This is a genomic window from Kitasatospora sp. NPDC093550 (genome assembly GCF_044764985.1).
Classification (GTDB): Bacteria; Actinomycetota; Actinomycetes; order Streptomycetales; family Streptomycetaceae; genus Kitasatospora.
Genome location: NZ_JBIWJF010000001.1, coordinates 152,485 through 176,660, shown reverse-complemented (window position 1 = coordinate 176,660; position 24,176 = coordinate 152,485). Strand labels below are relative to the sequence as shown.

Annotated in this window: 19 protein-coding genes; 8 read left to right on the top strand and 11 right to left on the bottom strand. The window is 74.5% G+C overall.

What is annotated here, in order from left to right:
* The first annotated feature begins 57 nt into the window (after window positions 1-57).
* The 3 genes from ACIRD3_RS00720 (at window position 58) to ACIRD3_RS00710 (ending at window position 3,715) form a co-directional block, all read left to right on the top strand.
* Window positions 58-963, top strand: coding sequence for a LysR family transcriptional regulator (locus ACIRD3_RS00720; RefSeq protein WP_402209456.1), 906 nt, complete (start codon window positions 58-60; stop codon window positions 961-963).
* A 129-nt stretch (window positions 964-1,092) separates the two neighbouring features.
* Window positions 1,093-2,676, top strand: coding sequence for an MFS transporter (locus ACIRD3_RS00715; RefSeq protein ID WP_402209454.1), 1,584 nt, complete (start codon window positions 1,093-1,095; stop codon window positions 2,674-2,676).
* Window positions 2,666-3,715, top strand: a complete 1,050-nt coding sequence (locus ACIRD3_RS00710) for an Lrp/AsnC family transcriptional regulator (protein WP_402209451.1) — start codon at window positions 2,666-2,668, stop codon at window positions 3,713-3,715. Before ACIRD3_RS00715 ends, ACIRD3_RS00710 begins: the two co-directional genes overlap by 11 nt.
* A 116-nt stretch (window positions 3,716-3,831) precedes the next feature.
* Here the strand turns inward: ACIRD3_RS00710 and ACIRD3_RS00705 are convergent, their stop codons facing one another.
* The 5 genes from ACIRD3_RS00705 to ACIRD3_RS00685 form a co-directional block, all read right to left on the bottom strand.
* Window positions 3,832-4,281 (bottom strand): S26 family signal peptidase, encoded by a 450-nt coding sequence (locus ACIRD3_RS00705; protein WP_402210724.1) that lies wholly within the window; start codon window positions 4,279-4,281, stop codon window positions 3,832-3,834.
* Between the two features lie 157 nt (window positions 4,282-4,438).
* Window positions 4,439-6,286 carry an ABC transporter ATP-binding protein gene (locus ACIRD3_RS00700; RefSeq protein WP_402209449.1) on the bottom strand — a complete coding sequence of 616 codons (1,848 nt, stop codon included), beginning with the start codon at window positions 6,284-6,286 and terminating at the stop codon, window positions 4,439-4,441.
* A 131-nt stretch (window positions 6,287-6,417) separates the two neighbouring features.
* On the bottom strand, window positions 6,418-6,984 hold the full coding sequence (locus ACIRD3_RS00695) for a TlpA family protein disulfide reductase (protein WP_402209446.1): 567 nt from the start codon (window positions 6,982-6,984) through the stop codon (window positions 6,418-6,420).
* Between the two features lie 169 nt (window positions 6,985-7,153).
* Window positions 7,154-7,678, bottom strand: a complete 525-nt coding sequence (locus tag ACIRD3_RS00690) for a MauE/DoxX family redox-associated membrane protein (protein WP_402209443.1) — start codon at window positions 7,676-7,678, stop codon at window positions 7,154-7,156.
* Between the two features lie 93 nt (window positions 7,679-7,771).
* Window positions 7,772-7,972, bottom strand: coding sequence for a hypothetical protein (locus ACIRD3_RS00685; protein WP_402209441.1), 201 nt, complete (start codon window positions 7,970-7,972; stop codon window positions 7,772-7,774).
* Window positions 7,973-8,300: 328 nt separating this feature from the next.
* On the opposite strand from ACIRD3_RS00685, the gene ACIRD3_RS00680 reads away from it, so the two are divergent.
* Window positions 8,301-9,596: a carbohydrate-binding protein gene (locus ACIRD3_RS00680; RefSeq protein ID WP_402209438.1), complete on the top strand. Its 1,296-nt coding sequence runs from the start codon at window positions 8,301-8,303 to the stop codon at window positions 9,594-9,596.
* 167 nt (window positions 9,597-9,763) lie between these two features.
* Here the strand turns inward: ACIRD3_RS00680 and ACIRD3_RS00675 are convergent, their stop codons facing one another.
* The 3 genes from ACIRD3_RS00675 to ACIRD3_RS00665 form a co-directional block, all read right to left on the bottom strand.
* A complete protein-coding gene (locus ACIRD3_RS00675) occupies window positions 9,764-12,772 on the bottom strand; it encodes a hypothetical protein (RefSeq protein WP_402209436.1) in 3,009 nt (1,002 codons plus the stop codon).
* A gap of 2 nt (window positions 12,773-12,774) precedes the next feature.
* Window positions 12,775-14,796 (bottom strand): HSP90 family protein, encoded by a 2,022-nt coding sequence (locus ACIRD3_RS00670; RefSeq protein WP_402209433.1) that lies wholly within the window; start codon window positions 14,794-14,796, stop codon window positions 12,775-12,777.
* A 159-nt stretch (window positions 14,797-14,955) separates the two neighbouring features.
* The gene (locus ACIRD3_RS00665; RefSeq protein WP_402209430.1) at window positions 14,956-16,002 is read right to left on the bottom strand and encodes a hypothetical protein; all 1,047 of its coding nucleotides are present in this window, start codon (window positions 16,000-16,002) and stop codon (window positions 14,956-14,958) included.
* Between the two features lie 235 nt (window positions 16,003-16,237).
* On the opposite strand from ACIRD3_RS00665, the gene ACIRD3_RS00660 reads away from it, so the two are divergent.
* On the top strand, window positions 16,238-16,651 hold the full coding sequence (locus tag ACIRD3_RS00660) for a hypothetical protein (protein WP_402209427.1): 414 nt from the start codon (window positions 16,238-16,240) through the stop codon (window positions 16,649-16,651).
* 129 nt (window positions 16,652-16,780) lie between these two features.
* Here ACIRD3_RS00660 and ACIRD3_RS00655 read toward each other — a convergent pair whose 3' ends face one another.
* Window positions 16,781-17,572, bottom strand: a complete 792-nt coding sequence (locus ACIRD3_RS00655) for a hypothetical protein (protein WP_402209425.1) — start codon at window positions 17,570-17,572, stop codon at window positions 16,781-16,783.
* 223 nt (window positions 17,573-17,795) lie between these two features.
* On the opposite strand from ACIRD3_RS00655, the gene ACIRD3_RS00650 reads away from it, so the two are divergent.
* Both ACIRD3_RS00650 and ACIRD3_RS00645 read left to right on the top strand, forming a co-directional pair.
* On the top strand, window positions 17,796-18,317 hold the full coding sequence (locus ACIRD3_RS00650; protein WP_402209422.1) for an RNA polymerase sigma factor: 522 nt from the start codon (window positions 17,796-17,798) through the stop codon (window positions 18,315-18,317).
* 87 nt (window positions 18,318-18,404) lie between these two features.
* Window positions 18,405-19,370: an alpha/beta fold hydrolase gene (locus ACIRD3_RS00645; protein WP_402209419.1), complete on the top strand. Its 966-nt coding sequence runs from the start codon at window positions 18,405-18,407 to the stop codon at window positions 19,368-19,370.
* Here the strand turns inward: ACIRD3_RS00645 and ACIRD3_RS00640 are convergent.
* On the bottom strand, window positions 19,344-19,841 hold the full coding sequence (locus tag ACIRD3_RS00640; RefSeq protein ID WP_402209416.1) for a hypothetical protein: 498 nt from the start codon (window positions 19,839-19,841) through the stop codon (window positions 19,344-19,346). The genes ACIRD3_RS00645 and ACIRD3_RS00640 overlap by 27 nt on opposite strands.
* Window positions 19,842-20,059: 218 nt before the next feature.
* Window positions 20,060-21,502: a glyceraldehyde-3-phosphate dehydrogenase gene (locus ACIRD3_RS00635; protein WP_402209413.1), complete on the bottom strand. Its 1,443-nt coding sequence runs from the start codon at window positions 21,500-21,502 to the stop codon at window positions 20,060-20,062.
* Between the two features lie 357 nt (window positions 21,503-21,859).
* Here ACIRD3_RS00635 and ACIRD3_RS00630 point away from each other — a divergent pair, with 357 nt between their 5' ends.
* Window positions 21,860-24,034: a UvrD-helicase domain-containing protein gene (locus ACIRD3_RS00630; RefSeq protein WP_402209410.1), complete on the top strand. Its 2,175-nt coding sequence runs from the start codon at window positions 21,860-21,862 to the stop codon at window positions 24,032-24,034.
* Window positions 24,035-24,176: the final 142 nt, after the last annotated feature.

The window sequence follows — 24,176 nt, the reverse complement described above, 5'->3', positions numbered from 1 at the left end:
AGTCCTACGTGGATGAGGAAGTCTCATGACCCCAGGTCACACGCCCCAGGCCGTCCGATGACCACGGAGGTCAACCTGGCACAGCTCCGGGCCCTGGTCGCGGTCGCGGACACCGGCAGCTTCGGCGCGGCCGCCGACGAACTGGGCATCAGCCAGTCCGCCGTCTCGCACGCCGTCGGCGCGCTGGAGCGGGCCCTGGGCGCTCCCGTCCTGATGCGCGGCACCCCGTGCCGGCCGACCCCGCTCGGCCGGGAGGTCCTGCCGCACGCCCGGACGGCCGTCACCTCCGTCGCCGCCGTGCGCACCGTCGCCACCCGGCACACCGGCGGGCTGACCGGCACGGTCCGGCTGGCCGCGCCGACCACCGTCTGCCAGGGACTGCTGCCCGGGTTGCTGAGGGACTGGAAGGCCGCCTACCCCGAGGTCACCGTCCGGGTCTTCGAGGGCGAGGACATCGAGCTGGCCACCTGGCTGGAGGCCGGGACGGTCGACGCCGCCGTCCTGGTCGACGCCGGGCCGCCGCAGCCCGGGGCGGTCATCCTCGGCGCGGACTCGATGCACGCGCTGCTGCGCCGCGACCACCCGCTCGCCGGGCAGGAGACCGTCCACGTCGCCGAGTTGGCGGACGACGACTTCCTGCTCTCCGAAGGCGGCTGCGAGCGCCACATCCGGGAGGCGTACCGGCGGGCCGGCGCCCGCTTCGCACCCCGGCACCGGATCCGGGACCTCAACACCCTGATCGGCATGGTGAACGCCGGCGTCGGGGTCTCGGTGATCCCCGCGCTGGCGGTGACCATGCTCCCGGCCGGCTGCGTGCTGATCCCGATCCGGCCCTCCGTCCACCGCACGCTCACGCTCACCGGGCCGGCGGGCCGACCGTGGTCCCCGGCGGTCAGCGGGCTGCTGGCGGGAGTGGCGGGCACGGCGAAGGGCAAGGCGGTGGCGGCTCTGGCACCGGTCTGACTGGAGCATTTCGGTGCCGGGGGCGGGGCCGGTGGAACTTTCCGCCGATCCGGACGGCAGTGGCTGGTCGGCGCGGGCGCACGGCCGGAGGGTGACGGCATTCCCGCCGTACACCCGAGGGAGGACCCGATGTCCGCACAGCCGCTGCCCCCACCGCCCGGGCAACCGCCGTCCGCGCAGCCGCCGACCGCACACCCGGCGCCCGGGCACCAGCCGCCCGGACAGCCGCGCCGCTGGTGGGCGCTCGCCGCGCTGCTCACCGCCGAGGCGATAAACCTGCTGGACGCGACGATCGTGCAGGTCGCCGCGCCGCGCATGCGCGCCGACCTCGGCGGACCGGCCGCCGCCGTGCCCTGGCTGACCAGCGCGTACACCCTGCCGTTCGCCGTCCTGCTGCTCACCGGCGGACGGCTCGGCGACCGGGCCGGGCGCCGACGGGTGTTCCGGATCGGGGTCACCGGCTTCCTGCTGGCCTCGCTCGCCTGCGCCTGCGCGCCCACGCTCGGCGCCCTGCTGGCCTTCCGGGCCGTCCAGGGCACGGCCGCGGCCGTGATCGTGCCGCAGACCATCGGCCTGATCAAGGCCATGTTCCGGGGCTCGGAGACGGCCCGCGCACTGGGCACGATCGGACCGGTGATGGGGCTCGCGGCGGTCGCCGGGCCGGTGCTCGGCGGGGTTCTCACCCACGCCGACCTGTTCGGCTCCTCCTGGCGCGCGGTCTTCCTGGTCAACGTCCCGCTCTCGCTCGCCGTGCTGGCCCTCGCCCCGCTGCTCCCCGAGGACCGCGCCCCGCGCCGCCCCGGCCTCGACCCGGCCGGCAGCGCGCTCGCGGCGCTCGCCACGGCACTGGTCGTGCTGCCGCTGCTGGCCGCCGGACGTACGCCCCCGGTGTGGACGGCCGCCGGAGTCCTCGTCGCGGTGGCCTTCGTAGTCCACCAGCGGCGCGGGGCCCGGCGCGGCGCCGACACCCTGGTCGAGCCGAGCCTGTTCACCTCCGTACGGTTCCCCGCCGCGCTGCTCGCACTGGCCCTCGCCTTCGCGGCGACCACGGGGCTCGGCCTGGTCGTCGTGCTGCAGCTCCAACTCGCCGGCGGCGCCGACGCCCTGACCTCCGGCCTGACCCTGCTGCCGATGTCCGCCGGGCTCGCGGCCGGCTCCCTATGGGCGGGATCCTCGCTGGTCCGGCGGTACGGGGCGCGGGTGATGCCCGCCGGAGTAGGCATCATGGCCGTCGGGGTGGTCGCCGCCGTCGGCGCCTACCGGACGGGCGAGCGGCCGGAGGCGCTGCCGTACGCGCTCGCCGCGGTCGGCCTCGGGCAGGGGCTGTTCACGCCCGCCTTCTTCGCCACCGCCCTGAAGCCGCTGCGACCCCAGGAGATCGGCTCGGCGGCGGGCCTGCTCAACGCCGTGCAACAGCTCGGCTCCACCCTCGGCATCGCCGTGCTCGGACGGATCTACCTCGCCGCCCCGAGCGCCGCCGGGGCGCAGCACGCCTGCTGGGCGGCGGCCGGGGTGCTGGCGGCCGTCGCCGTGGCCGGCCGGGTCATGAGCGGCGCTCATGACCCCTCCCCCGCCGCCACCCACCGACCGGACCGCGGCCCGGCGGAGCCGAACCCGACGGAAGCGAACAGCAGCGAAGCGACCGGCACGGAACCGGACGCGGCAGAATCAGGCGGTGTGTCCGACCACCGGGAAGCCACGCATGCTCGATGACCTCGACCGCGCGCTCGTCCACGCCCTGCGCGTCGACGGGCGCGCCCCGTTCAGCCGGATCGCCGCCGTCCTCGACGTCTCCCCGCAGACCGTCGCGCGCCGCTACCGGCGGCTGCGGGCCGAGGCCGGACTGCGGGTGGTCGGGCTCGCCGACCCGCAGCAGGTCGGACGGACCCAGTGGCTGCTGCGGCTGACCGCCGGACCGCAGGCCGCCCAGAACCTCGCCCAGGCCCTGGTCCGACGCTCCGACACCGCCTGGGTGAAACTCTCCTCCGGCGGCACCGAGATCACCGCCATCGTGGACACCGGCCCCGGCCCCGACGGTCACAGCCTGCTGCTGCGCGACATCCCCCGCAGCGCCGCCGTCACCGACGTCGCCGCCCACTGCCTGCTGCACACCTACCGGGGCGGCCCGTCCGCCTGGCCGGTCAGCACCGAGGCGCTGACGGAGGACCAGCAGGCCCGGCTCCGCCCGACCGCTCCAGACCTCCCTGCCACCGACCTCCCCGCCACCGACCTCCCCACCATGAGCCCCTCCTCCGTGAGCGCCCCCGCCACGAGCCGCCCCCGGGCCGACCTGGACGAGGCCGACCACACCCTGCTCGGCGCGCTGCACCGCGACGGCCGCACACCCCTCGGAGACCTCGCCGCCGCCACCGGCCGAACCCCGGCCACCATCGGCCGCCGACTCGCCGAACTCCGGTCGGACGGAACGGTGTTCCTCGACGTCGAACTCGACGCCCGGCTGCTGGGCGCGGACATGCAGGCGCTGCTCTGGCTGAGCGTCGCCCCCGCCCACCTCGACCGGGTCGGCCGCGCCCTCGCCACCCACCGCGAACTCGCCTTCGTCGCCGCCACCACCGGCCCCAGCAACCTCGCGGCCCTCGCCCTGTGCTCCGACCCGGCGGACCTCCACCGGTACGTGACACAGCGGTTGGGCGCCGTCCCGGAGATCACCGCCCTGGAGTCCGCCCCCGTCCTGCGCACCCTGAAGGCCGCCGGGCCCGTCCCGGCACCCCCGGGACTCGTACGCCCCTGACCGGGCCGGACCCACCGCAAGGCCCACCGCAAGTCCGCTGCGGGGCCGGCGGCGGGTGCGGCGGCGGGTGCGGCGCCCGAGCGGGCGCCCGGTCCGGCGCCAGGGCCGGCGCCCGCTCAGCCCCGCAGCCGGACGCCGTCGAGCACCACGCCCACGACGCTGCGCGCCGGAACGGCGCCCCACATCCGGGAGTCCGTACTGAACTCCGGATTGTCACCGAGCAGCACCACGTGCCCGCCCGGCACCGTCCCGCCCGCGACGACCGGGCGAACGGGCGGCGGGACGGGGTCGCCGGGCAGCGCCGCCAGACGCTTCACCAACAGCCGACCCGGCCGCCGTCGAAGCGGGCCACCGCCGGCCGCGGCGAGGCCGTCCGGCGCGACCACCACGATCCGGCCCGCGCGCAGCCGGGCCAGGCCGCGACGCAGCACCAGCACCCGCTGCCCGGGCCGCAGGGCCGGAGTCATGCTCGGCCCCGAGACCTCGACCACCGACAGCGCCACCCGCAGCAGCCCGGCGAGGCCCACCAGGGTCACCAGTCCCGCACCGCCCACCGCCAGCAACATCCCCGTCACCGTCACCGTCTCCATCCCCGTCCCCGCGCCTTCCCCACTCAACGGACCGACCGGACCGCCCCCCAACCACCAACGCCCGCCCCGGGACCGGCCCCGGTCCCGGCCCCGCTCCCGGTCCCGCTCCCGGTCCCCGCTGCACTGCCCCGCCTCACGACCCCGTCCGTCCCGACACCACCGCGTCCACCACCGCGTCCTGGTAGCCGGACGCCTGCAGCGTGAACAGGTCCGCGTAGCGGCCGCCGAGGGCCATCAGCGCGTCGTGCGTGCCCTCCTCGACCACCCGGCCGGCGCCGAGGACGACGATCCGGTCGGCGTCCCGGACGGCGCTGAGCCGGTGGGAGATGACCAGGCTGGTGGCACCCCGGCGCAACTCCCGCAGGTTCTCGTGGAGTTCCTGTTCGGCGGCGGCGTCGAGGCCCGCACTGGGTTCGTCCAGGATCATCAGGTCGGCGTCGCCGCGCATGAACGCCCGGGCCACGGCGAGGCGTTGCCACTCCCCGCCGGACAGCGAGTGGCCCCAGCCCGCCTCGGTGACGCCCTCGGGCAGGAAGATCCGGCTGAGCAGGGCCCCGTAGCCGCCGTCCAGCCGCTGGACCCGGTCGTGGATGCCGGCCGCGCGGGCGGCGTCGGCGATCCGGGCCCGGTCGTCGAGGTGGGCGAGGCGGCCGAGGCCGATGTTCTCCCCGGCGGTGAGGTCGTAGCGGCAGTAGTCCTGGAAGACGACGCCGATCCGCTGCCGGTACTCGTCGGGCGGGAACTCGCGGATGTCGACGCCGTCCCACAGCACCCGGCCCCGGTCCGGGTCGTAGAGCCGGCAGAGCAGTTTGACCAGGGTGCTCTTGCCCGCACCGTTGAGGCCGACCAGGGCGGTGACGGAGTCGGCCCGCAGGGTGAGGTCGACGCCGCGCAGGATCCACGGCGCGTCGGGGTGGTAGCGGAACCAGACGTCCTGGAACTCGATGGTGCCGCGCAGCGCGGCGGGTGGGCGCGGGTCGGTGGCCGGGGCGAGGTCGGGCGGGGCCTCGCCGAGCGTGCGGTAGTGGTCGAAGGTGAGCGCGGCCTGGTACGCGGAGGCGCCGCCGGCCGCGAGCTGTCCCACCCCGGTCTGGATGCCGGCCACGGCGGCCAGGCAGACCGAGACCTGGCCGAGGGAGAGTTCGCCGTGCCTGGCGGCCCGTACCGCCCACACCAGGCCGAGCGCGTAGACGGCGACGCCGAGCAGTGAGGCGGGCAGCCGGCGGGCGAGGTTCTGCCGGTCGGTGCGCTCCTCGGCGCCGCAGACCGCCCGCAGTTCGTGCCGGGCGCGCCCGCGCAGGAAGTCCTGCAGACCGAACAGCCGGATCTCCTTCACCGCGTCGACGTCGGAGACCAGGCTGCTGTAGAAGGACTGGCGCCGGTTGCGGGACATGGTCGCGCCCAGGACGGCGGCCCGGCGGCGTCCGGCCGCGAGCTGTGCCCGTACCAGGGGCAGCGTCAGCAGCAGGGTGAGCGCGCCGAGCAGCGGGTTGACGACGAAGACCGTGCCGAGGAAGCCGATGACGGTGAGCAGTGCCTGGAGGCTGCCGAAGGCGGCGCCGACCAGGATGTCGGGGGCGACGCCGCCGGCCTGCTGGGCGAGGCGGAGCCGGTCCTGGAACTGCGGGTCCTCGAAGGGCCGCAGGCCGGGCAGCCGGTTGACGGCGTCGAACAGCTCCTCCTGCACCCGCAGGCGGATCGCCCGGCTGGAGCGCGCCCGGGTGTACTCGCCGAGCGCGGGGGCCAGGGCCATGCCCAGGCTCGCCGCGACCAGCAGGACGCAGGTCCCGGTGGTGGGACCGTTCGCGGTTCCGGTGAGCGCGTCGAACAGGCGGCTCACCAGCAGGGCGGTGGCGGCGGGCAGCAGACCGGCGACCAGGCCGCAGAGCAGCGAGAGCAGCAGCGTGGTCCGGCCGGCCCGCCAGGCGAGCGCGCACGCGGCGACCGCCGAGCGCAGTGCCCGCCCGGCGCCGGGTGTCACCGGGCCACGCCCGGGACCGGCACCGCGGACAGCACCGGGGCCCCGACCACGAGCGGGACCGGAGCCAGGGCCGAAGCCAGGACCGGAGCCAGGGCCCGCCGCACCCCGCGCGCCCGGAGGATGAGCCGCACTCATCGCGCGGCGGTCGGGATGACGAGCTCACCCGGGACCAGGTGATGGGTGATCCGGCCGTCGGCGTCGACCGAGACGTAGCTGGGCCAGCGCACGATCCCGAACGCCTCGGCGGTGGAGTCGGTCCCGGCTCCGGAGGTCTCCACCGACACCCGGGCCACCGGCTCCAGCAGCGTGCGCAGTTCGGTGACCACCGGGCCGCTGCCCTTGACGACGGCGAGGACCCGCTCGCGCCCGCCCGGGTAGCCGGTGACCGCCTTGACGAAGTCGGGTGCCTGCTCCAGGCACGGCCCGCACGTCCCGGAGAAGAAGCCGACCACCGCCGGCGCCCCGACCAGGTCCGCCCTGGTGACCTCGCCCCCCGCGGTGGGCGCCCGGAATTCCGGCACCGGCGCACCGTCCGGAATCCGGTTGTCGGGAACCGAGACGCCCGTCCTGATGTTTCCGAACGACGCCGGAGAACCGTGTGCGGAACCACGCGTGTTGATTTTCCGCGCGAGTGCGAGCGTCAACACCAGATTGAACAGGGAAAGACAGCCGATAATGACGATGAAAAGCATGGCCATGGCGATTCCGCGCCTCGTTCCTGGGTTCGATCGGGTACCGGGAGGAATTTCCGGCGGTTTCCGGTAAAAAAGGGGGTCCCGTGGGGGTGGGCCGGGCCGCGCGGCACCGTTCAGCGCCACACCTCCAGCGCCACACCGTTCAGCACGGCACCGTTCAGCACGGCACCGTTCAGCGCGCCGCCGTGAAGAGTTCGACGAGCGTGTCGGTGGCGATGATCAGCGCGCTGGCGAACGCGGCGGCGAGCAGCGCCACGGCCGCCCCGGCCGCCCCCAGGCCACCGGGGTCGGGCGCGGCGCTCGCCGCCAGGCCCGCACCGACGACGGCCATCAGGACCAGGTTGCGTCCCACATGAGCCTTGCTCACGGGCACGCCGGAGGCGCCGAAGCAGGAGCAGGAGACGTCGGCGCCCCGCCGCAGGAGCCGGACCAGGACGGCGGTGAACAGCGCGATCAGGCCGCCACTCGCGAAGAAGGCCCAGGTCGCTATGGGTCCGGGTGCCCAGGCCAGCAGGGCCAGGGCAGCCTCGGCGGCGGGTACGCCGACCACCGCCAGGCCCGTCAGCCGGGGCGGCAGGACGGCCATCACCCGCAGCGCGGAGGCGAAGTCGCGGCGCGCGCGGAGCTTGGCGAGGGCGGACGTGGCGAACACCACCGCGATCACGGCGCGGCAGCCGAGCAACAGGTATGCGGTCATGGATCCCCCTCCGCCGGTGCCCCCGCCGACGCAGGGCGGGGGCACCGGCGGCCGTGTGTCAGCCGGCCGGTTCGGTCGGCGAACCGGGACGGGTCAGCAGCCGCCGACGATGACGTAGGTGACACAGGACGGCTTGACCGCACAGTTCCAGGAGCAGCACTCCGTGACGTACAGGTTTTCGCCGCTGCAGTGCGTGGTGGTGCCGGCCGGGCAGGCGCAGTACGCGTCCGCGACATTCGCCTTGCGGCCGCCGGAAACCACGCGGTCGACCAGGTTGAGAACCGCCTGAACCATTTTTCCTCCTCGGGAGGGTGGATTGGAGAGGCTGTGCACTTACTCACGAGATCTCGCGGTTCGAAAAGCTAACCGACCGTTCGAGAGCTTGTCTAGACCAACTTCGAAAGCCGTCAACGGATCGGAATCCGGAACAACAGGCTCCTGTTCCCGGCGGTTCACACTCGCCCTCCGCCGGGTCTTGACCCGCCCTCCGGGACAGGTCTATACCAGTGGGAGCCTGCGGCAACCACCCGACGCCCCCGGGCAGTTCGGCCTGCCATCGCGCCACCCCCACCTCCGGCGCGAACGGGCACTTCCCCCACCGCCGTTTCCTGGAAGGCCTCCGATGGAACGCGCAACCACACACGTCCCACCCACCGCATCCGCCACGGCCACCGCGGGCGGCAGCACCTCACACCCCGCCCCCGGGCACCGCCGCCGTTCCCACCGGGCCGCCCTGGCCGGCACCGGCTCCGCCGCCGCGAACAGCGCGGCCACCACGGACAGCGCGGTCACCAGCACCGCCGGCCTGGGCAGCAACTGGTACGCCTCGGCGCCGTACCTCATGCCCGAGGACAACAGTCCCCCGGACGCCGCCACCGTCATGGACGCCACCGGCCAGAAGGCCTTCCAACTCGCGTTCATCCTGGCCCAGGGCAACAATTGCTCCCCCGCCTGGGGCGGCACCTCCTCGATCGACACCGACACCACCATGCCGAACGTCATCCAGACCGTCCGCGGCAAGGGCGGGGACGTCTCGGTCTCGGTCGGCGGGTACGGCGGCACCAAGCTCGGCCAGGTCTGCGGCACGCCGGAGGCGACCGCCGCCGGCTACCAGAAGGTGATCACCAAGTACCAGCTCAAGGCGATCGACTTCGACCTGGAGGAGCCCGAGTACGAGAACACCGCGGCCATCCACAACGAGATCGGCGCCGCACGGATCCTCCAGCAGAACAACCCGGGCCTGTACGTCTCCATCACCACCGCCGGCACCAACGCGGGCACCGGCTGGTTCGGCACTCAGATGCTCAACGAGGCCAAGTCGCAGGGCTTCACGCCGAACAACTACTCCATCATGCCGTTCGACGGCGGCTTCAACGGCGCGGCGGCCCAGACCGATGCCCTGGTGAAGTTCAACCGGATCCTGCAGACCACCTTCGGCTGGAGCGAGGCCACCGCGTACGCCCACGAGGGCGTGTCGATGATGAACGGGCGCACCGACGCCGCCGAGTACTTCCGCCAGGCCGACTTCCAGACGGTGCTGGACTTCGCCACCGCGCACGGCCTGGCCCGGTACACCTACTGGTCGGTCAACCGGGACCGGCAGTGCCAGGGCCCGGTCGACCCGGGGCTGTCCGGCTCCTGCTCCAGCGTGGCGCAGAACGACTGGGACTTCACCAAGTACACCGTGAAGTTCGCCGGGGCGACCCCGCCGACCACTCCCCCCACGACGCCGCCGACCACGCCGCCGACCAGCCCGGGCACCTGCACCGCCCCGGCCTGGAACGCGGGCACCACCTACACCGCCGGCAACAAGGTCTCGTACAACGGGCACAACTACCACGCCAAGTGGTGGACGCTGAACGAGGTGCCGACCGCCAGCGGCCAGTGGGGCGTCTGGGCCGACGACGGCCCCTGCTGACCGACCCGAGCACGGCAGGGCTCCCGGGGCACACGCCCCGGGAGCCCGCCTCACTGCCGCACCGCCCAACGAGTCACGGCGTCACGAACCCCGACATCACGACGCCACGACGCCACGCCTTCACGCCTTCACGGCGCAAGACGCGACGGCGTCACGACGCCACGACGTCACCCCGACGCCGCGAACCGCTCCCGCAGCTCCGCCAGCACCTCCGCCGCCTCCGGCAGCCCGGCGGCTTCGCAGCGGGCGATTCCGGCCGACAGCCGGGCCACCGCCGCCCCGGTGCGGCCGAGGTCACTGCCCTCGATCAGCGCGGCCAGCCGGACGGACTCCGCCCGCGGCGCCTCCGCCCGTTCACCGCCCTGCTCGTACACCGCGATCGCCCGTTCGACCTCGGACAGCGCCTCCTCGTACCGCTCGGCGACGGCCAGACAGCGCGCCCGCTCGTAGTGCGAACCACCGCGCAGGTACCAGGAGTTGTATTCCTGTCCGCGCTCCTCCGCGGTCGCGCCGACCTCGTCGGCCTCGGTCAGCAGGGCCAGCGCGCCGGCCAGCCCCTCCGCACCCTCCGCCCGCATCGTGATCCGGGCCAACTCCCTGAGCGTTGCGGCCAGTTGATCGACCTGCGGCGCCTTGCCGTGGGCCTCGCGGGCCCGGGCGAGGGCCGCCTCGGCGGCGTCCCGACGGCCCGCCTGGGCGAGCGCCAGGGTGGCCTCGCAGGCGACCATGGTGTGGGTCTCCTGGTCCTCCCAGTCGGCCACCAGGTCGGCCAGCCGCAGGTACTCCTCGGCCGCGTCCCGGTACTCCTCCAGTTCGGCCAGGCCCCGGGCGAGGTCCAGCCGGGTCTGCGCGAGCATCCGCACGTCCAGCCGGGCCGCCGACGCGTCCAGCAGCACCGACTCCAGGACGGCGACCGCGTCCGTCGCCCGACCGGTGTCGCGCAGCACGTCGGCCAGCTGCAGCCGCACCCGGGCGGCCTCCTCGGCGGCCTCCGCGCCCTTGCGGTCGTAGCGCGCGGCCGCCTCCGACAGCGCGCGGACCGCGCCGCCGAGGTCGCCCGACTGCAGGCAGGAGTGGCCGAGCATCATGTACGTCGGCGCGTACGGGTAGGAGTCGTCGCCCCAGCGCACGGCCTCGGCCAGCGCCCGGTGGAACACCTCGACGGCCTGGCCCGGCTCGCCGCTCTGCAGCAGCACCTGGCCCAGCAGACCGAGCACCCGCGGGGTGTGCCAGGGCAGCTCGGCCGCGTCCAACTGGGCGAGGACTTCGCGCAGTTCGGCGGCCGCCTCGGCCAGGCGACCCTGCCGGGCCGCGGCGTCGGCGGTGTACTGCCGCGACGTCGCGGCCCGTCGGGCGGAGCCCAGCTCGACGGCGGTCCGGTGGTAGCCGCCGACCGCCGCCTCGAAGCGCCCGGCGGTCTCGGCGGAGGGCTCGGGCAGCGCCTCGACCAGGTCGTGGTGGGCGGCGTAGGCGCGGGTCTGCAACACGATCAGGTAGTCGTCGTCGGTCAGCTCGCCCGCCGCCCGCAGCTCCTCGGCCCGGGCCAGCGCCGCGTCGAGCGCCACCCAGTCGGCCGCCTTGCCCGCGCCACCGCCCGCACCGCCCGCACCCTCGGCGTTCTCGGCGTTCTCGGCGTTCTCGGCGTTCTCGGCGTTCTCGGCGCCGTCCGCGCCCTCCGCCCCCTCGTCGAGGTCGGAGATCAGCGTACGGGTGCGGACCATCAGCGCCGCCCCCGGCATCCCCGCCGCCTCGAACAACTCGGCCGCGGCCAGCAGCCGAGCCTTGCCCTCGGCGTGCTGCTCGCGCTGCAGCGCCTCGTGGGCGCGCTGCTCGGCGAGTTCGGCGCGCAGCCGCTCGGGGCTGCCGACCGCCGTGCCCTCGGGGTGGACGAAGTCCGGGGCGGCGGCGCGTTCGGCGACCCGCTTCCAGAGCCGGTCGGAGTCCGGGTGCCCGAGCAGCTCCAGCTCGCGGGCCCGGACCACCAGGGCGGTGAAGTCCTCCGGCTCCGCCTCGACCGCCCTACGCGGCGCGGGCGCGACGGCCGGGGCGGCGCCGGACAGCTCGGGCGCCACGGCGGCGCGCACGCCCAGGGCCAGCGGCTCGGCCAGCGGCGGCTCGACGGACAGCCGGGCGCGCCGGGCGGCACTGACCGCGTCGGTGCCGTTGCGCGCGTCGAAACGGGCGGCCAGCGCGTCCGCCTCGGCGCGCAGGTGGGCGAGCAGGGTGTCCACCGTCCAGGTGGTGCCCGCCGGGCCGCTGACCGCGAGTCCGCCGTGGCCGGCCCGGGCCAACCCGGCGATCAGCACCTCGATGCCGGTCAGGAAGTCCAGCCGGCCGCGGGCCTCGCCGGTGACCGCGAACAGGTCGCGGTTCTCGGCGAGGAGTTCCAGGCCGCGCGGCTCGTTGCCGGACAGGGCGCAGAACTCGATGTGCCGGGCGACGGAGGTCAGCATCGAGGACTTGCCGCGCGCGAAGCGGTAACCGGTCAGGTGTCCGGAGCGGGCCTCGTCGAGCCGGCCCTGGCGCAGCAGCGGCAGCAGGGCGACGGACTGGCTGACGTAGGGCTCCAGCTCGCAGGTGCTGCGGCCGCCCAGCACCGGGGCCAGCACCTCCAGCGCCCGGGCGTCGTCGCCGAGGTCGAGGAGGTGCTGGGCGCGGGCCCGGGTCTCGCAGGCGTGGCAGTCGCTCATCTCGGAACGCGGGCGGGCCGCCCACAGCTCGTAGGCGTCCTGGACGCCGGTGCCGGTGTGGTGGGCCAGGTGGTAGCGCTCGGCGTAGTACGGCTGGAGGCCGAAGCCGGCCGCGCGGTAGCGGTCGCGCAGCTCGGTGAGCCAGCGCTCGACGGCGGTCAGCGGCACGTCCGGGTTGTCGCGCAGCGAGGCGGCCACCCACTTGAAGCGCCAGAACACCTGGTGGCGGGCCCAGTCGCCGAAGCCGTCCGGGTCCTGGTCCCAGAGCTTGAGCAGCCGGGCGAAGACGACCGGGTTCTTGTTGCTCTCGCCGTCGTACTCGTAGGCCTCCATCAGCTCCAGGAGGGCCATCGAGCGGACCCTGGTTTCCTCGAACTGCTCGGCGGCGTCGACGAGTTCCTCGGCGGTGACGGTCCGGGTGCGGCCGTACGGACGGGAGTCGTTCTCGTGCAGCGCGGCCATCACCGCGTCGGGGGTGTCCAGCACCGTCAGACCTCCTTCGCATCGTCGGAGCCACCACGACCTGAGTCGTCACGACCCGGGCCGCCGCCCTGACCAGAGCCGTCACGACCCGAGCCGCCCGCACCGCCGTTCCCGCCCGCCCCGCCGTTCCCGCCCACGCCGCCGCCCGCCCCGCCATTCCCGCCCACGCCGCCGGCCGCGCCCGCCCCGGCCGCCTCGTGGCCGAGCATCGCGTGGTCCAGCAGGCTGATGAACGACCGGTTGAGCAGGGCGGATTCGCTGGCCTTGAGCGGGCGGCGGGTCATCAGCACGGCCTGCCCGTACAGCGCCTCGACGGCCGTGACGGCCAGCTCGCGGTCGGTCACCGTCGCGGCGCGGCGCACCAGCGGGTTGAGGTGGTTGAGCACCAGCTGGGCGCGGGGCACCTCGGCGCGCAGCGAGCCGAGGATGTCCGCCCACAACCCGTCCGCCTCGTCGGCGAGTTGGGCGCGGGTACGCTCGTGCCGGGCCTCCCGGTTGTCGAGCAGCAGGGCGGGCGCGTTGGTCGGGTGGAAGCTGCGCAGGGCGACGTCGCAGTCGAACCGGCCGACCACCTCGCGGGCGATCGCCAGGAAGGCGTTCGCGGCCAGTTCGGCGGCCGGGTCGACGGTGTCCAGGTGCGCGGTGACGGTGCCCGGGTCGAGGTCGGAGACCGAGACGCCGGGGCGGATCTCGGGCAGCCGGTGCACCAGGTCGCGGTCGTAGGTGTAGCCGCCGTTGACCACCCCGAGGCCGGCCGCACCGGCGATCGGGGCGACCTGGCGGAACTCCTCGACCGTGCGGGTCACCAGCACCACCGGGTGGCTGCGGGCGAACTCGTCCAGGGTGACGTTGCCGTCGGTGGTCTCGAACGGCAGCCAGGGCAGCATCATCCGCAGCAACTCGTCGTCGTAGCGCGCGAGTTCCTTGACCGCCAGGTGGTGGACGGAGAGGAAGCGGTGCAGCAGCGCCGGGTCGCTCGCGGACAGGCCGGTCAGCCAGTCGCGGATCCGGGCGCCGAGGGCGTCGCGGACGGCGGCCAGCGTCTCGTCGGCGTACAGGCCCTCGCGGGAGGCGGTCGGGCGCAGGCCGTCGGTGTCGACGACGCAGCGGACGAAGAACGCCCAGTCCGGCAGCAGTTCGTCGGCCTGGTCGGAGAGCAGCATGCCCTTGAGGTGCACCCGGTGGCCGTTGCGGCGGGAGGGCGGGGCCGCGTCCGGCAGCACGTACGCGACGCCGCGCAGGCCGACCAGCGGCAGGTCCAGCTCGATGGTGTCGAGCGGGGTGAAGTCGAAGGCGGAGCGGCAGTACTCGGCGAGCGCGTCGCGCTTGGCCAGCGGGGAGGCGTGCCGCTCGGCCCACGGCGGGGTGCGGTTGACCCGGTGCTCGGTGCCTCCCGCGTCGATCACGGTGACGTCGTGGCGCAGCAGGCTGCCGAAGTCCCGGGCGAGGGTGAGCACCCGGCCGGGGCGGGTCCACTCGACGGCGTCGGCGCGCGGGGCGAGGGTGACGGTGGTGCCCGGCTCGGGCTTGGCCTCGGCGGGCAGGGTGCGGATGGTGTAGCTGCCGTCCGAACTGCCGCGCCACTCGATGACCGGGGCGTCCGGGGTGGCGGCGGAGCGGGTGACCACGGTGATCTCGTCGGCGACCACGAAGCAGGCGAGCAGGCCGATGCCGAACTGGCCGATGAAGTCGCCACGGGCCGCGGCCAGCCCGGCGCCGTCCAGCCGGCCGTCGGCGTCGCGCTTGGAGCTGCGGCCGATGGTGGCGAGGAAGGTGTGGACGTCCTTCTCGGTCAGGCCGACGCCGGTGTCGGTGACGGACAGGTCCCCGTCGGCGCGGACGGTGATCCGGGCCGGCGCGTCGGGGTCGAGGGCGCGGCGGGCGGAGATCGCGTCCACCGCGTTCTGCAGCAGCTCGCGCAGGTAGACCCGCGGGCTGGAGTAGAGGTGGTGGGAGAGCAGGTCCACCAGGCCGCGCAGGTCCACCTGGAAGGTGTGCGCGCTCGTCGGGTTGTCGGTTGGGGACACCGGAGGCTCTTTCGATCGCGGGGCGGGTTGGTTCGACGGGGCGCGGCTCCGCGCCGGGGACGGCTTGGCGTCAGTCCGCGGTCGGCACCGCGGACACGGCGTGCACCGCTGGCACGGCGTGCGTCGCGGAAACGGTGCGCGCCGCGGACACGGTGCGCGTCACGAGACGGCGCAGCGGTCGCGGTGGACCCGGAAGACCTTGACCGGATCCCCCGCGAGGTAGTGCCAGGGCGATTCGGTGACGACCCCGTCCAGCGCGTCGAACAGCAGGCGGGCGGTCTTGCGCTGGTCGGCGAGCGAGAAGGCCATCGCGAAGGTGTTGAAGGCGCCCTGCCAGCCGCGCACCGGGACGAAGTCGGGGTGCAGTACGGAACGGAAGGCGGCCTCCTGCAGCTCGGCCAGGACGGTCGGGCTGGTCAGGTAGGCGTGGTCCTCGCCGTCCGGGAGGTCCAGCCAGTGCTCCAGGTGCGCGACCGCCACCAGCTCGCCGAGGTGGCCGCCCTCGGGCTCGGCCAGCATCGCCGAGCGGGCGAACGCGTGCATCTCCTCGTGCGAGCCGCCCCACTTGGCGCACAGCTGCTGCAACCGCTGCCGGTGCGTGCCCGGGTGGCCGGGGGCGCGACGGACGGCGGCCTCGAAGCGGCAGTCGGCGATCTCCCGGCCGAGCGAGGCACCGCGGGCGCTGATCTGCAGGAAGTACCAGGGGGCGAGCCAGGACGGCTCGCGCTCGGCCACCTCCAGCAGCTGCTCCTCGGCCGCCTCCAGTCGCTGGTGGAACAGCTTCCACTGCTCCTCGCCGACGTGCTTGGCCCGGGCGCCGGTGCGTGCCTCCCAGGCCCAGGTGACCTGCCGGGCACCGGACACCAGCAGCGCCACCGTGTCGTCCGGGGCCTCGGCGAGGACCCGGGCCGTCCACTCCTCGACCCCGGGCACGTCGGCTATCGCCCCGGCGAGGTGGGTCAGTTCGGCGCCGTCCTCGACGGCGGCCAGGGCGGGGCGAAGCGCGGCCCAGTCCCCGGCCGCGGCGTGTCCGAGCACCAGGCGTACGGCCTCGTCCCCGAGGGCCGGGTCGAGCCGCGGCTCGGCACCGCGGACCGCTCCGGACGCCCCGGCCGAGCCGGCCGACCGCCGGCCGAACCCGAACCCGCGCCGGCCCGCCCGGTCCTGCGCGCCCTCCCCGCCTGGGCGGCGTCGGAACAGCGGCATGTGTCGGCCCCCTCGAACGTCATCGGCATCTTTCGCATGGCCGCACCACGGCCACCCGAGATGAGTACATATCACGCTCGACTGACATCCGTTTGCCCAGCCCAGCGCCCTCCCCGGTCAGCGACGCGAGGGGCACCGGCACGGAGAGGTGCGGGGGGTGACATCTTGCTGCCTGACAGCGATCTGCCACCGTCCGCGGCCCTGCGCGGGCCGACGATCCGTCAGTCTGGGAACCGTGCACGCCATCCGCTTCCACCTGCGCGCTCCCGACGATGCCCGGAGCGCGCACCAGCCGACCCGACCGCCCCGGCCGGCCCCGCCCACCCGTCCGGCCCGACCGGCCCCGCCGACTCGACCGGCCCGACCGGCACCGCCGGCCCAACCCGCCCCCGAGGCCGTACGGGACGGGCTGGAGCGCGGGCTGCGCGGCCCGGTCCGGCTCGAACACGCCCGGATCCTGGTCGGCCCCGGCACCGTGGACGGGGTGGTCTTCACTCTCGCCGACCACCTGTTCACCGCCGAGGCCGCCCTGGCCGACGCCTGCGCCGGGCTGACCGGCCCGGACGGTCCGCTGCCGGGCTGGCGGGTGGCCCACTGCGCGGTGGACGGCTGGTTCGCGCCCGGCCCGCACGAGCCGAGCCACCCCTGACGGGCGGGGCGTCCGCCCCATCGCCGTCCGCCCCACCGCCGTCCGCCCCACCGCCGTCCGCCCCACCGCCGTCCGCCCGCCCGGCGCCCGAGGCCGGTCCTCAGCCCATCCGGCGCCCGAGCCCGGTCCTCAGCGCAAACCGAGCCCGGCGTCCGGCGTCTTGCCCGCCTGCGCCTGCTCGACCCGCTGGACGAGCATCACCGCGAACCGGCGCGTCGCGGCCACGTCCACCGGACCGCCCTCGGTGGTCACGCTCGCCACCACGGTGCCCGAGCGCGTCACGATCCCGACACCCTCACCCTCGGCCAACGGCCCCTGGAAGGCCTGGCTCTCACTGCCCAGCGCCGGGGTGTCGATCTTCTTGAACGGTCCGGCGGCGTACGAGGCGTAGGTCTCCGCCAGCCGCTTCTTGGCCGCGTCCCGGCTGGGCAGGGTCTCCACGATGAAGCGGGTGACCACGTCGCCCGAGGAGTAGCGGACCGACGCGCTGAGCGGCTTGCCCGCGCAGGAGGTGGCGGCGGTGCAGGTGACGGTGTGGTCGGCCGTGTCGACCTTGCGCTTCTCCTCCTCCCACCCGGTCATGACCTTGGCGTCCGGCAGCACCTGGGCGACCAGCTTGTCGTCCAGCAGCGCCGCCTCCAGGTCCGCGGTGGGCGCCGCGACGGGGGCGGCGGGCGCGGGTGCCGAGGCCGCCCCGGACCCGGCCGGGGACGCGGCCGCCGTCCCGGGCGCGGAGGCCCCGGCGCTACCGGCGGCCGTACTCGCCGCAGCCGCGCTCGGCGCTCCCGAGGCCGCTCCCGGGGCCGCCCCCGACGCCGTACCCGCGGCGCTCTTCGAGCCCCCGGACGAGCACCCGGCCAGCACCGCCATCAGCACGCCCGCCGCCACCGCGGCGGCCTTCCGCCGACCACCCATCCCCATCGCCCGCTCCCTCCGGCTGTCAGTGACCACTCAACATAGCCGCAGGTCCGCCGCCACCCACTGCCACCCCCACCTCCGGCCCCCGCGCCCGGTGCCCTCCCTCACCCCCGCCCTCACCTCCACCCGACCCCGGCCTCGCCCGACCACCCGCGCCCGCCGCCACGCCCCACCCGCCCATCCAGTACCGTCCCCCCGGGGCGACGACCACCGACGGGGGGACGACATGACAGGTGCGGACAGTCGGCCACCGGACCTCATCCCACTGGTCCGGGCCGCCCAGCAGGGCGACGCCCTCGCACTCGACGAGCTGCTGAGCCTGCTCATGCCGTACGTGGGCCGGGTCTGCGCCCCGATCGCCCTGCAGGACGCGCCGGACGCCGCCCAGGAGGCGATGATCGCGATCGTCCGGAACCTGCGCCAACTGCGCGAGCCGGAAGCCCTGTTCGGCTGGGCCCGGGCCATCGCCGCCCGCGAGGCCGTGCGCTTCGCCACCCGTCGCTCCCCCCGCCCCGAAGCCGACCCCGACCGACCCGACGTCCACGACCCGGAGTTGGCCACCGACATCCGGGACGTCCTGGAACGACTCCCGCCCGACCACCGCGCCGTCCTGACCCTGCGTCACGTCGAGGGCCTGGACGAGAAGTCCGTCTCCGAGATCCTCGAACTCCCGCTGGGCACCGTCCGTTCACGACTCTTCCGCGCCCGCCACGGCTTCCGCGCCGCATGGGACGCCGAATCCCGCTGAACCCGGAGAGAATCCGGGATCCCGGGGATTGCGACGCGCTCCTCCGCCCTCTCCCCTCCTGAGACCACCCCCAGGAGGGAGACCCCGATGACCCACCCCCTGCCCGCCCGACCGGCCGCGCCCGCCCTGCCCGCCGTGCCCGGAGTGCGCCACCACGACCTCGACGCCGACGGCATCCGCCTCCACCTCGCCGAAACCGGTCCCGGGGTCGGCCGCGGCGCCGACACCGGCACCGGCACCGGCACCGCCCGCCCCACCCCGCTCCTCCTCCTGCACGGCTTCCCCCAGCACTGGTACGCCTGGCGCCACCTCCTCCCGCTCCTCAGCGGCGAGTTCCGCCTGCTCTGCCTCGACCTGCCCGGCTTCGGCTGGTCGCAGGCCCCCCGCGGCAGCGGCTACACGACCGAGGACCGGGCCCGCCTCGTCCTCGCCGCCCTCGACCGGCTCGGCCTCGACCGGGTCGGTCTGGTCGGCCACGACTGGGGCGCCTGGACGGGCTTCGAGCTGGCGCTGCGCGCACCCGAGCGGTTCACCGGCCTGCTCGCACTCAACATGACCCACCCGTGGCCGAGGCAACGCGCCCTGCTCGGTACGGCCTGGCGGTTCTGGTACACCGCGCTGTTGGAGTACCCGGGCGTCGGCCGCCGGGTCGTCCGGCGCTACCCGGGCCTGCTCGCCCAGTTGCTGCGCCGCGGTGTACCGTCCACCGAAACCCCCTGGCCCGCCGAGGAGTTGGCCTCGTACGTGACCGCGGGCAGCACGCCCGAGGCCGCCTACGCCGCCGAGCGGCTGCACTGGGGCTTCGTCGTCCGGGACATCCCGCGGCTGGCCCTCGGCCGGTTCCGGCACCGTCGGCTGACCGTCCCCACCCACCTGCTCGGCGGCGCGCTGGACCCGGTGATCCACCCGGCGCTGCTCTCCACCGCGGGCGCCCCGGCCGACCGCCTGACGGCCGAAGTCCTGCCCGGCTGCGGACACTTCCTGCCGCACGAGCGGCCCGAGGAGGTCGCCGCCGCCGTCCGCCGGCTATTCGCCGCGCCGGTCCGCCGCTGATCCGATCCGCCGTTCCAACCGGTCCAGCAGCACCTCGCCGCGCCGGTCGACGAGCCCGCCGAAGAAGCGCTGCGCGGGGCCCGCACCGGGCACCCGCAGCGCGGCGAGCAGGGCGAAGCGCGTCCCCTCGCCGTCCGGCACGGCGGCCATCCCGCCGAGCAGCACCCGGCTCCGCATCAGGCACCAGCCGCTGCGCAGCACGATCTCGAACCGCTCCCGGTGCCCGAGGACGCTCACCGCGAGCCCCTCCGACCTGCCCGAGCCGTCGTCCCGGTCCCTGACCTCGAAGGACCGCAACCCGCTGATCAGCCCGGGCAGTTCACCGGACAGGTCACCGGCGACCGACCACACCTCCTCGAAGCCGGCCGCGAGCCGCCGCTCGGCGAACAGCGGACGCCCGGACCCGGCGGCCGCCATCACCCGCAGCCGTCGCACCGGGTCCAGCTCGACCGTCGGCCACCCCTCCGCCATCCGCCCCACCCCTCCCGCCGCCCGAAGCCCTACGCCTTGAGCCCGGAGCCCGAAGCGCTGGGCCCGACACCCCGGCCCGCCCCGCACGCTACCGCCCCGGGACGTCCCCGGAAGCCCCGGAACACCCCGGAACACCCCGGAAGCCCCGGAAGCCCCGGAACGCCGACGGGGCGGCGACCGCCATGGTCACCGCCCCGCCGCCTGAGCCCTTCGACGGATCAGACCGCCGGAGCCGGGTAGGTCGGGTACTCGACACCCGAGATGTACTGCACGACCCGGACGACCTGGCACGAGTAGCCGAACTCGTTGTCGTACCACAGGTACAGGATCGCGTTGTCGCCCTCGACCTTGGTCGCGCCGGCGTCCACGATCGAGGCGTGGCGCGAGCCGATGAAGTCGCTGGAGACCGCGTCGGGCGAGTCGATGAAGTCGATCTGGCGCTTCAGCGGCGAGGTCAGCGAGACGTTGCGCAGGTACTCCAGGACGTCCTCGCGGTTGGTCTCCCGCTTGAGCTGCAGGTTGAGGATCGCGATGGAGACGTCCGGCACGGGCACGCGGATCGAGCTGCCGGTGATCCTCGCCTTGAGGTCCGGCAGGGCCTTGGCGACGGCCGAGGCGGCACCGGTCTCGGTGATGACCATGTTCAGCGGCGCCGAGCGGCCGCGACGGTCGGCCTTGTGGTAGTTGTCCAGCAGGTTCTGGTCGTTGGTGAACGAGTGGACGGTCTCCACGTGGCCGCGGACCACGCCGTACTCGTCCTCCATCGCCTTCAGCGGCGGGACGATGGCGTTGGTGGTGCAGGAGGCGCAGGAGATGATCTGCTCGTCCGGCTTGATCATGTCGTGGTTGACGCCGTGCACGATGTTCGGGACGTCGCCCTTGCCCGGGGCGGTCAGCACGACCTTGGCGATGCCGGGGCGCAGGTGCTTGGACAGGCCCTCGCGGTCACGCCACTTGCCGGTGTTGTCGATCAGGATCGCGTCCTTGATCCCGTACTCCGTGTAGTCGACCTTGGTCGGGTCGTCGGAGTAGATCACCGTGATCTCGTTGCCGTTGACGACGATCTTGTTGTTCGCCTCGTCGACGGTGATGGTGCCCTGGAACTGGCCGTGGATGGAGTCACGGCGCAGCAGCGAGGCGCGCTTGACCAGGTCGTCGCCGCCGCCGTTGCGCACGACGATGGCCTTCAGCCGCAGACCGTTGGCCGAGGCCTTCTCGATCAGCAGCCGCGCCACCAGCCGGCCGATGCGGCCGAACCCGTACAGCACGACGTCCTGGGCGGAACGGCGCTCCAGCTTGTTCTCACCGGTGGCACCCGCGACGGCCTGGGCGGTGAACTCCTCCACCGACAGTCCGCGGTCGTCCGCCTTGTACGTGGCGGCCAGCATGCCGATGTCGATCTGCGAGGGGCCGAGGTCCAGGGCGGTGAGCGCGCTCAGGAACGGCATCGTCTCGGTGACCGAGAGCTCCTCGCCGGCTATCTGCCGGGCGAAGCGGTGCGTCTTGAGGATGCTGACCACCGACTTGTTCACCAGGGAACGGCTGTGGCACAGGACGGTGACGTCCCGCTCCCGGTGCAGCCGCCCGATGATCGGGATCATCGACTCCGCGATCTCCTCGCGGTTCTTCCAGTCCGTGAACACGTCGTCGTTGACAGTCACAAGTCCATCTTTCGAGCTGAGGGTGTTGCCCACATGGTAGCTTCGCCCGCCCGCGCCCCAACGGCCGGTCCCACCCTCCCCCGTCTCCCCCGCCCCGCCGACCTGCGCTTTCCCCCGCCGCCCCGTCCGCAAAGGTGATCACCGCCACCCTCCGGACCCGCGGCCGCACCCACTCGCAGCCGACCCGCGGGCCCACCCGGGGCCCACCCGCGGGACCGGTCGGCAGCCCGCGCCGGTGGGCCGCCGACCGGTCCCGGGAGGGCGCGTGCGCCCGTCGTCCGTTCGCGCCCGGAGTGATCACCGGGGCCAGTACAGTGATCGCACTGCGCGAGCGGACGGATGCACGAGGGGGCCTGGGTGGCGACGCTGGGGATGCACCGGGACTTCCTGATGGAGTTCGCGGGCCTGGAGAAGTCGGTGCAGCGGAGGGTCTTCGAGACCTTCGAGAAGTTCACCGGGGCCACGCACGCCGGCGCGCACCTGGAGAAGCTGACGCACCAGCGGGACGCCCGGATCCGGACCATCCGGATCACCGACTTCTGGCGCGGCGTCGTCCTCAAGGCCGACCGGGGTGACGGCTACCTGCTGCTGAAGGTCCTCCCGCACGACAAGGCGAACGACTGGGCGTCCAAGCACCGGGCCTCGGTCAACGCCGCGACGCAGGGCGTCGAGATACGCAACGACGTCGCGCTGGAACGGGCGACCGAGTCGCTGCGGACGCGGGCGTCCGACGAGCCCCGGCGGCTGTTCGCCGACCGGTCCGACAAGGTCCTGCGCAGCCTGGGCATCGACGAGGAGATCCTGCCGATCATCCGGCTGCTGCCTGACGAAGCCCACCTCGAAGCGCTCCACCGGGTGCTGCCGGAGCAGCAGTTCGACGTCCTGATCGGCCTGGCCAGCGGCATGGAGCCGGCCGAGATCGACCGCGAGATCGTCCAGGCGTACGCGCGGGCGGCGGCGCCGGTGAGCGCCGCGCAGCCCGCGGACGGGCTGGTCTCGGCGATGGCCCGCGCACGCGGCCGGGTCGCCCTGGTGTCCTGCCCCGAGGAGCTGGCGGAGATCCTGGAGCGCCCGTTCGACGCCTGGCGGATCTTCCTGCACCCGGCCCAGTACCGGATCGCCCACCGGGAGTCGTACAACGGACCGGCCCGCGTCACCGGCGGCCCGGGGACCGGCAAGACCGTGGTGGCCCTGCACCGGACGTACCACCTGGCGCGCCGGCTGCCGCCGGACGCCCCCGACGGCTCGGTGCTGCTCACCACCTACACCAAGGACCTGGCGGCGGAGCTGGAGCGCTGCCTGGCCCTGCTCGTCACGGACGAGCGGATCCGGGCGAAGGTCCGGGTGGTCACCGTGGACGCGCTGGCCAACGAGGTCCTGCGCCGTTCGCGCGGCGGCGCTCCGCTGAAGATCCTCTTCAACCAGCGTGCCGTCCTGGCCCGTTGGGGTCGGGTCGCCCGCCGGCTCGGGGTCGACTTCACCGACGTCTTCCTCGACCAGGAGTGGCGCCAGGTCGTCCTGGCCCAGGCGATCGAGGGCCCGGAGCAGTACCTGCGGGCGTCGCGCTCCGGCCGGGGCACCGCGCTCGGCCCGCTGAAGAAGGCCCAACTGTGGCGCGCGGTGGCGGCGTTCGAGGAGGAGCTGCGGCAGGCCGGGGAGTGGACGTTCCTGCAGGTCTGCGCGAAGGCCGCGCGGGCGCTCGACGACCGGGGGGAGCGCCCGTTCCGGCACGTCGTGATCGACGAGGCCCAGGACCTGCACCCCGCGCAGTGGCGGTTCCTGCGGGCGCTCGTCGCGCCCGGGCCGGACGACCTGTTCCTCGCCGGCGACCCGCACCAGCGGATCTACGGCAACAAGGTCTCGCTGCGCTCGCTCGGCATCCAGGTGGTCGGGCGGTCCTCCCGCCTGCGGATCAACTACCGCACCACGCAGGAGATCCTCAGCTGGTCGGCGTCCCTGCTCACCGGCGAGCGCCCGGACGACATGGACGGCGGGGAGGAGTCCCTCGCGGGCTACCACTCGACCCTGCACGGCGCGCACCCCGAGACGCACGGGCACGCCGACAGGTCCGAGGAGATCCGGGCGGTCGTCGCCCGGGTCGCGGAGTGGACCGCCTCGGGCGTGAGCCCGGAGGACATCGGCGTCGCCGCCCGGACCGTCCAGTTCGGCCGCGACATCGCCCAGGCACTGGAGCGGGCCGGGACACCCGCCTGCCTGCTCGGCAACGCGCCCGCCCCCGGCGTGCGGATCGGGACCATGCACCGGATGAAGGGGCTGGAGTTCCGCTGCGTCGCCGTCGCGGGCGTGAGCGACGGCGTGGTGCCCATGCGCACCGCGATCACCCCGGTGGACGTCGACCCGCAGCAGCACCAGGAGGACCTCAACGGCGAGCTGAACCTGCTCTTCGTGGCCTGCACCCGGGCGCGCGAGGCGCTCTCCGTCTCGTGGCACGGAGCGCCGAGCGGATTCCTCGACCCGGTCGTGCCGCGGCAGCCGGCCGAGCACGGACGGGCCGACGTCCTCCTCGGCTGACGAAGGCGGCGAAGGCGGCGAAGGCGGCGAAGGCGGCGGCGGCAACGTCGGCGACGGCGGGAGGAGTTGCCCGGGGTCCGGGGCGGTGGGGTAATGGGAGCGTCCGGTGTCCACGTGTTCGACGGTTCACGTGTTCGACGAG

Bases quoted from the DNA above. Each gene is read 5' to 3' on its own strand.
- ACIRD3_RS00720 (WP_402209456.1), top strand. From the start codon at position 58: ATGACCACGGAGGTCAACCTGGCACAGCTCCGGGCCCTGGTCGCGGTC.
- ACIRD3_RS00715 (WP_402209454.1), top strand. From the start codon at position 1,093: ATGTCCGCACAGCCGCTGCCCCCACCGCCCGGGCAACCGCCGTCCGCG.
- ACIRD3_RS00710 (WP_402209451.1), top strand. From the start codon at position 2,666: ATGCTCGATGACCTCGACCGCGCGCTCGTCCACGCCCTGCGCGTCGAC.
- ACIRD3_RS00705 (WP_402210724.1), bottom strand. From the start codon at position 4,281: ATGTTGCTGGCGGTGGGCGGTGCGGGACTGGTGACCCTGGTGGGCCTC.
- ACIRD3_RS00695 (WP_402209446.1), bottom strand. From the start codon at position 6,984: ATGGCCATGCTTTTCATCGTCATTATCGGCTGTCTTTCCCTGTTCAAT.
- ACIRD3_RS00690 (WP_402209443.1), bottom strand. From the start codon at position 7,678: ATGACCGCATACCTGTTGCTCGGCTGCCGCGCCGTGATCGCGGTGGTG.
- ACIRD3_RS00685 (WP_402209441.1), bottom strand. From the start codon at position 7,972: ATGGTTCAGGCGGTTCTCAACCTGGTCGACCGCGTGGTTTCCGGCGGC.
- ACIRD3_RS00680 (WP_402209438.1), top strand. From the start codon at position 8,301: ATGGAACGCGCAACCACACACGTCCCACCCACCGCATCCGCCACGGCC.
- ACIRD3_RS00665 (WP_402209430.1), bottom strand. From the start codon at position 16,002: ATGCCGCTGTTCCGACGCCGCCCAGGCGGGGAGGGCGCGCAGGACCGG.
- ACIRD3_RS00655 (WP_402209425.1), bottom strand. From the start codon at position 17,572: ATGGGGATGGGTGGTCGGCGGAAGGCCGCCGCGGTGGCGGCGGGCGTG.
- ACIRD3_RS00650 (WP_402209422.1), top strand. From the start codon at position 17,796: ATGACAGGTGCGGACAGTCGGCCACCGGACCTCATCCCACTGGTCCGG.
- ACIRD3_RS00645 (WP_402209419.1), top strand. From the start codon at position 18,405: ATGACCCACCCCCTGCCCGCCCGACCGGCCGCGCCCGCCCTGCCCGCC.
- ACIRD3_RS00640 (WP_402209416.1), bottom strand. From the start codon at position 19,841: ATGGCGGAGGGGTGGCCGACGGTCGAGCTGGACCCGGTGCGACGGCTG.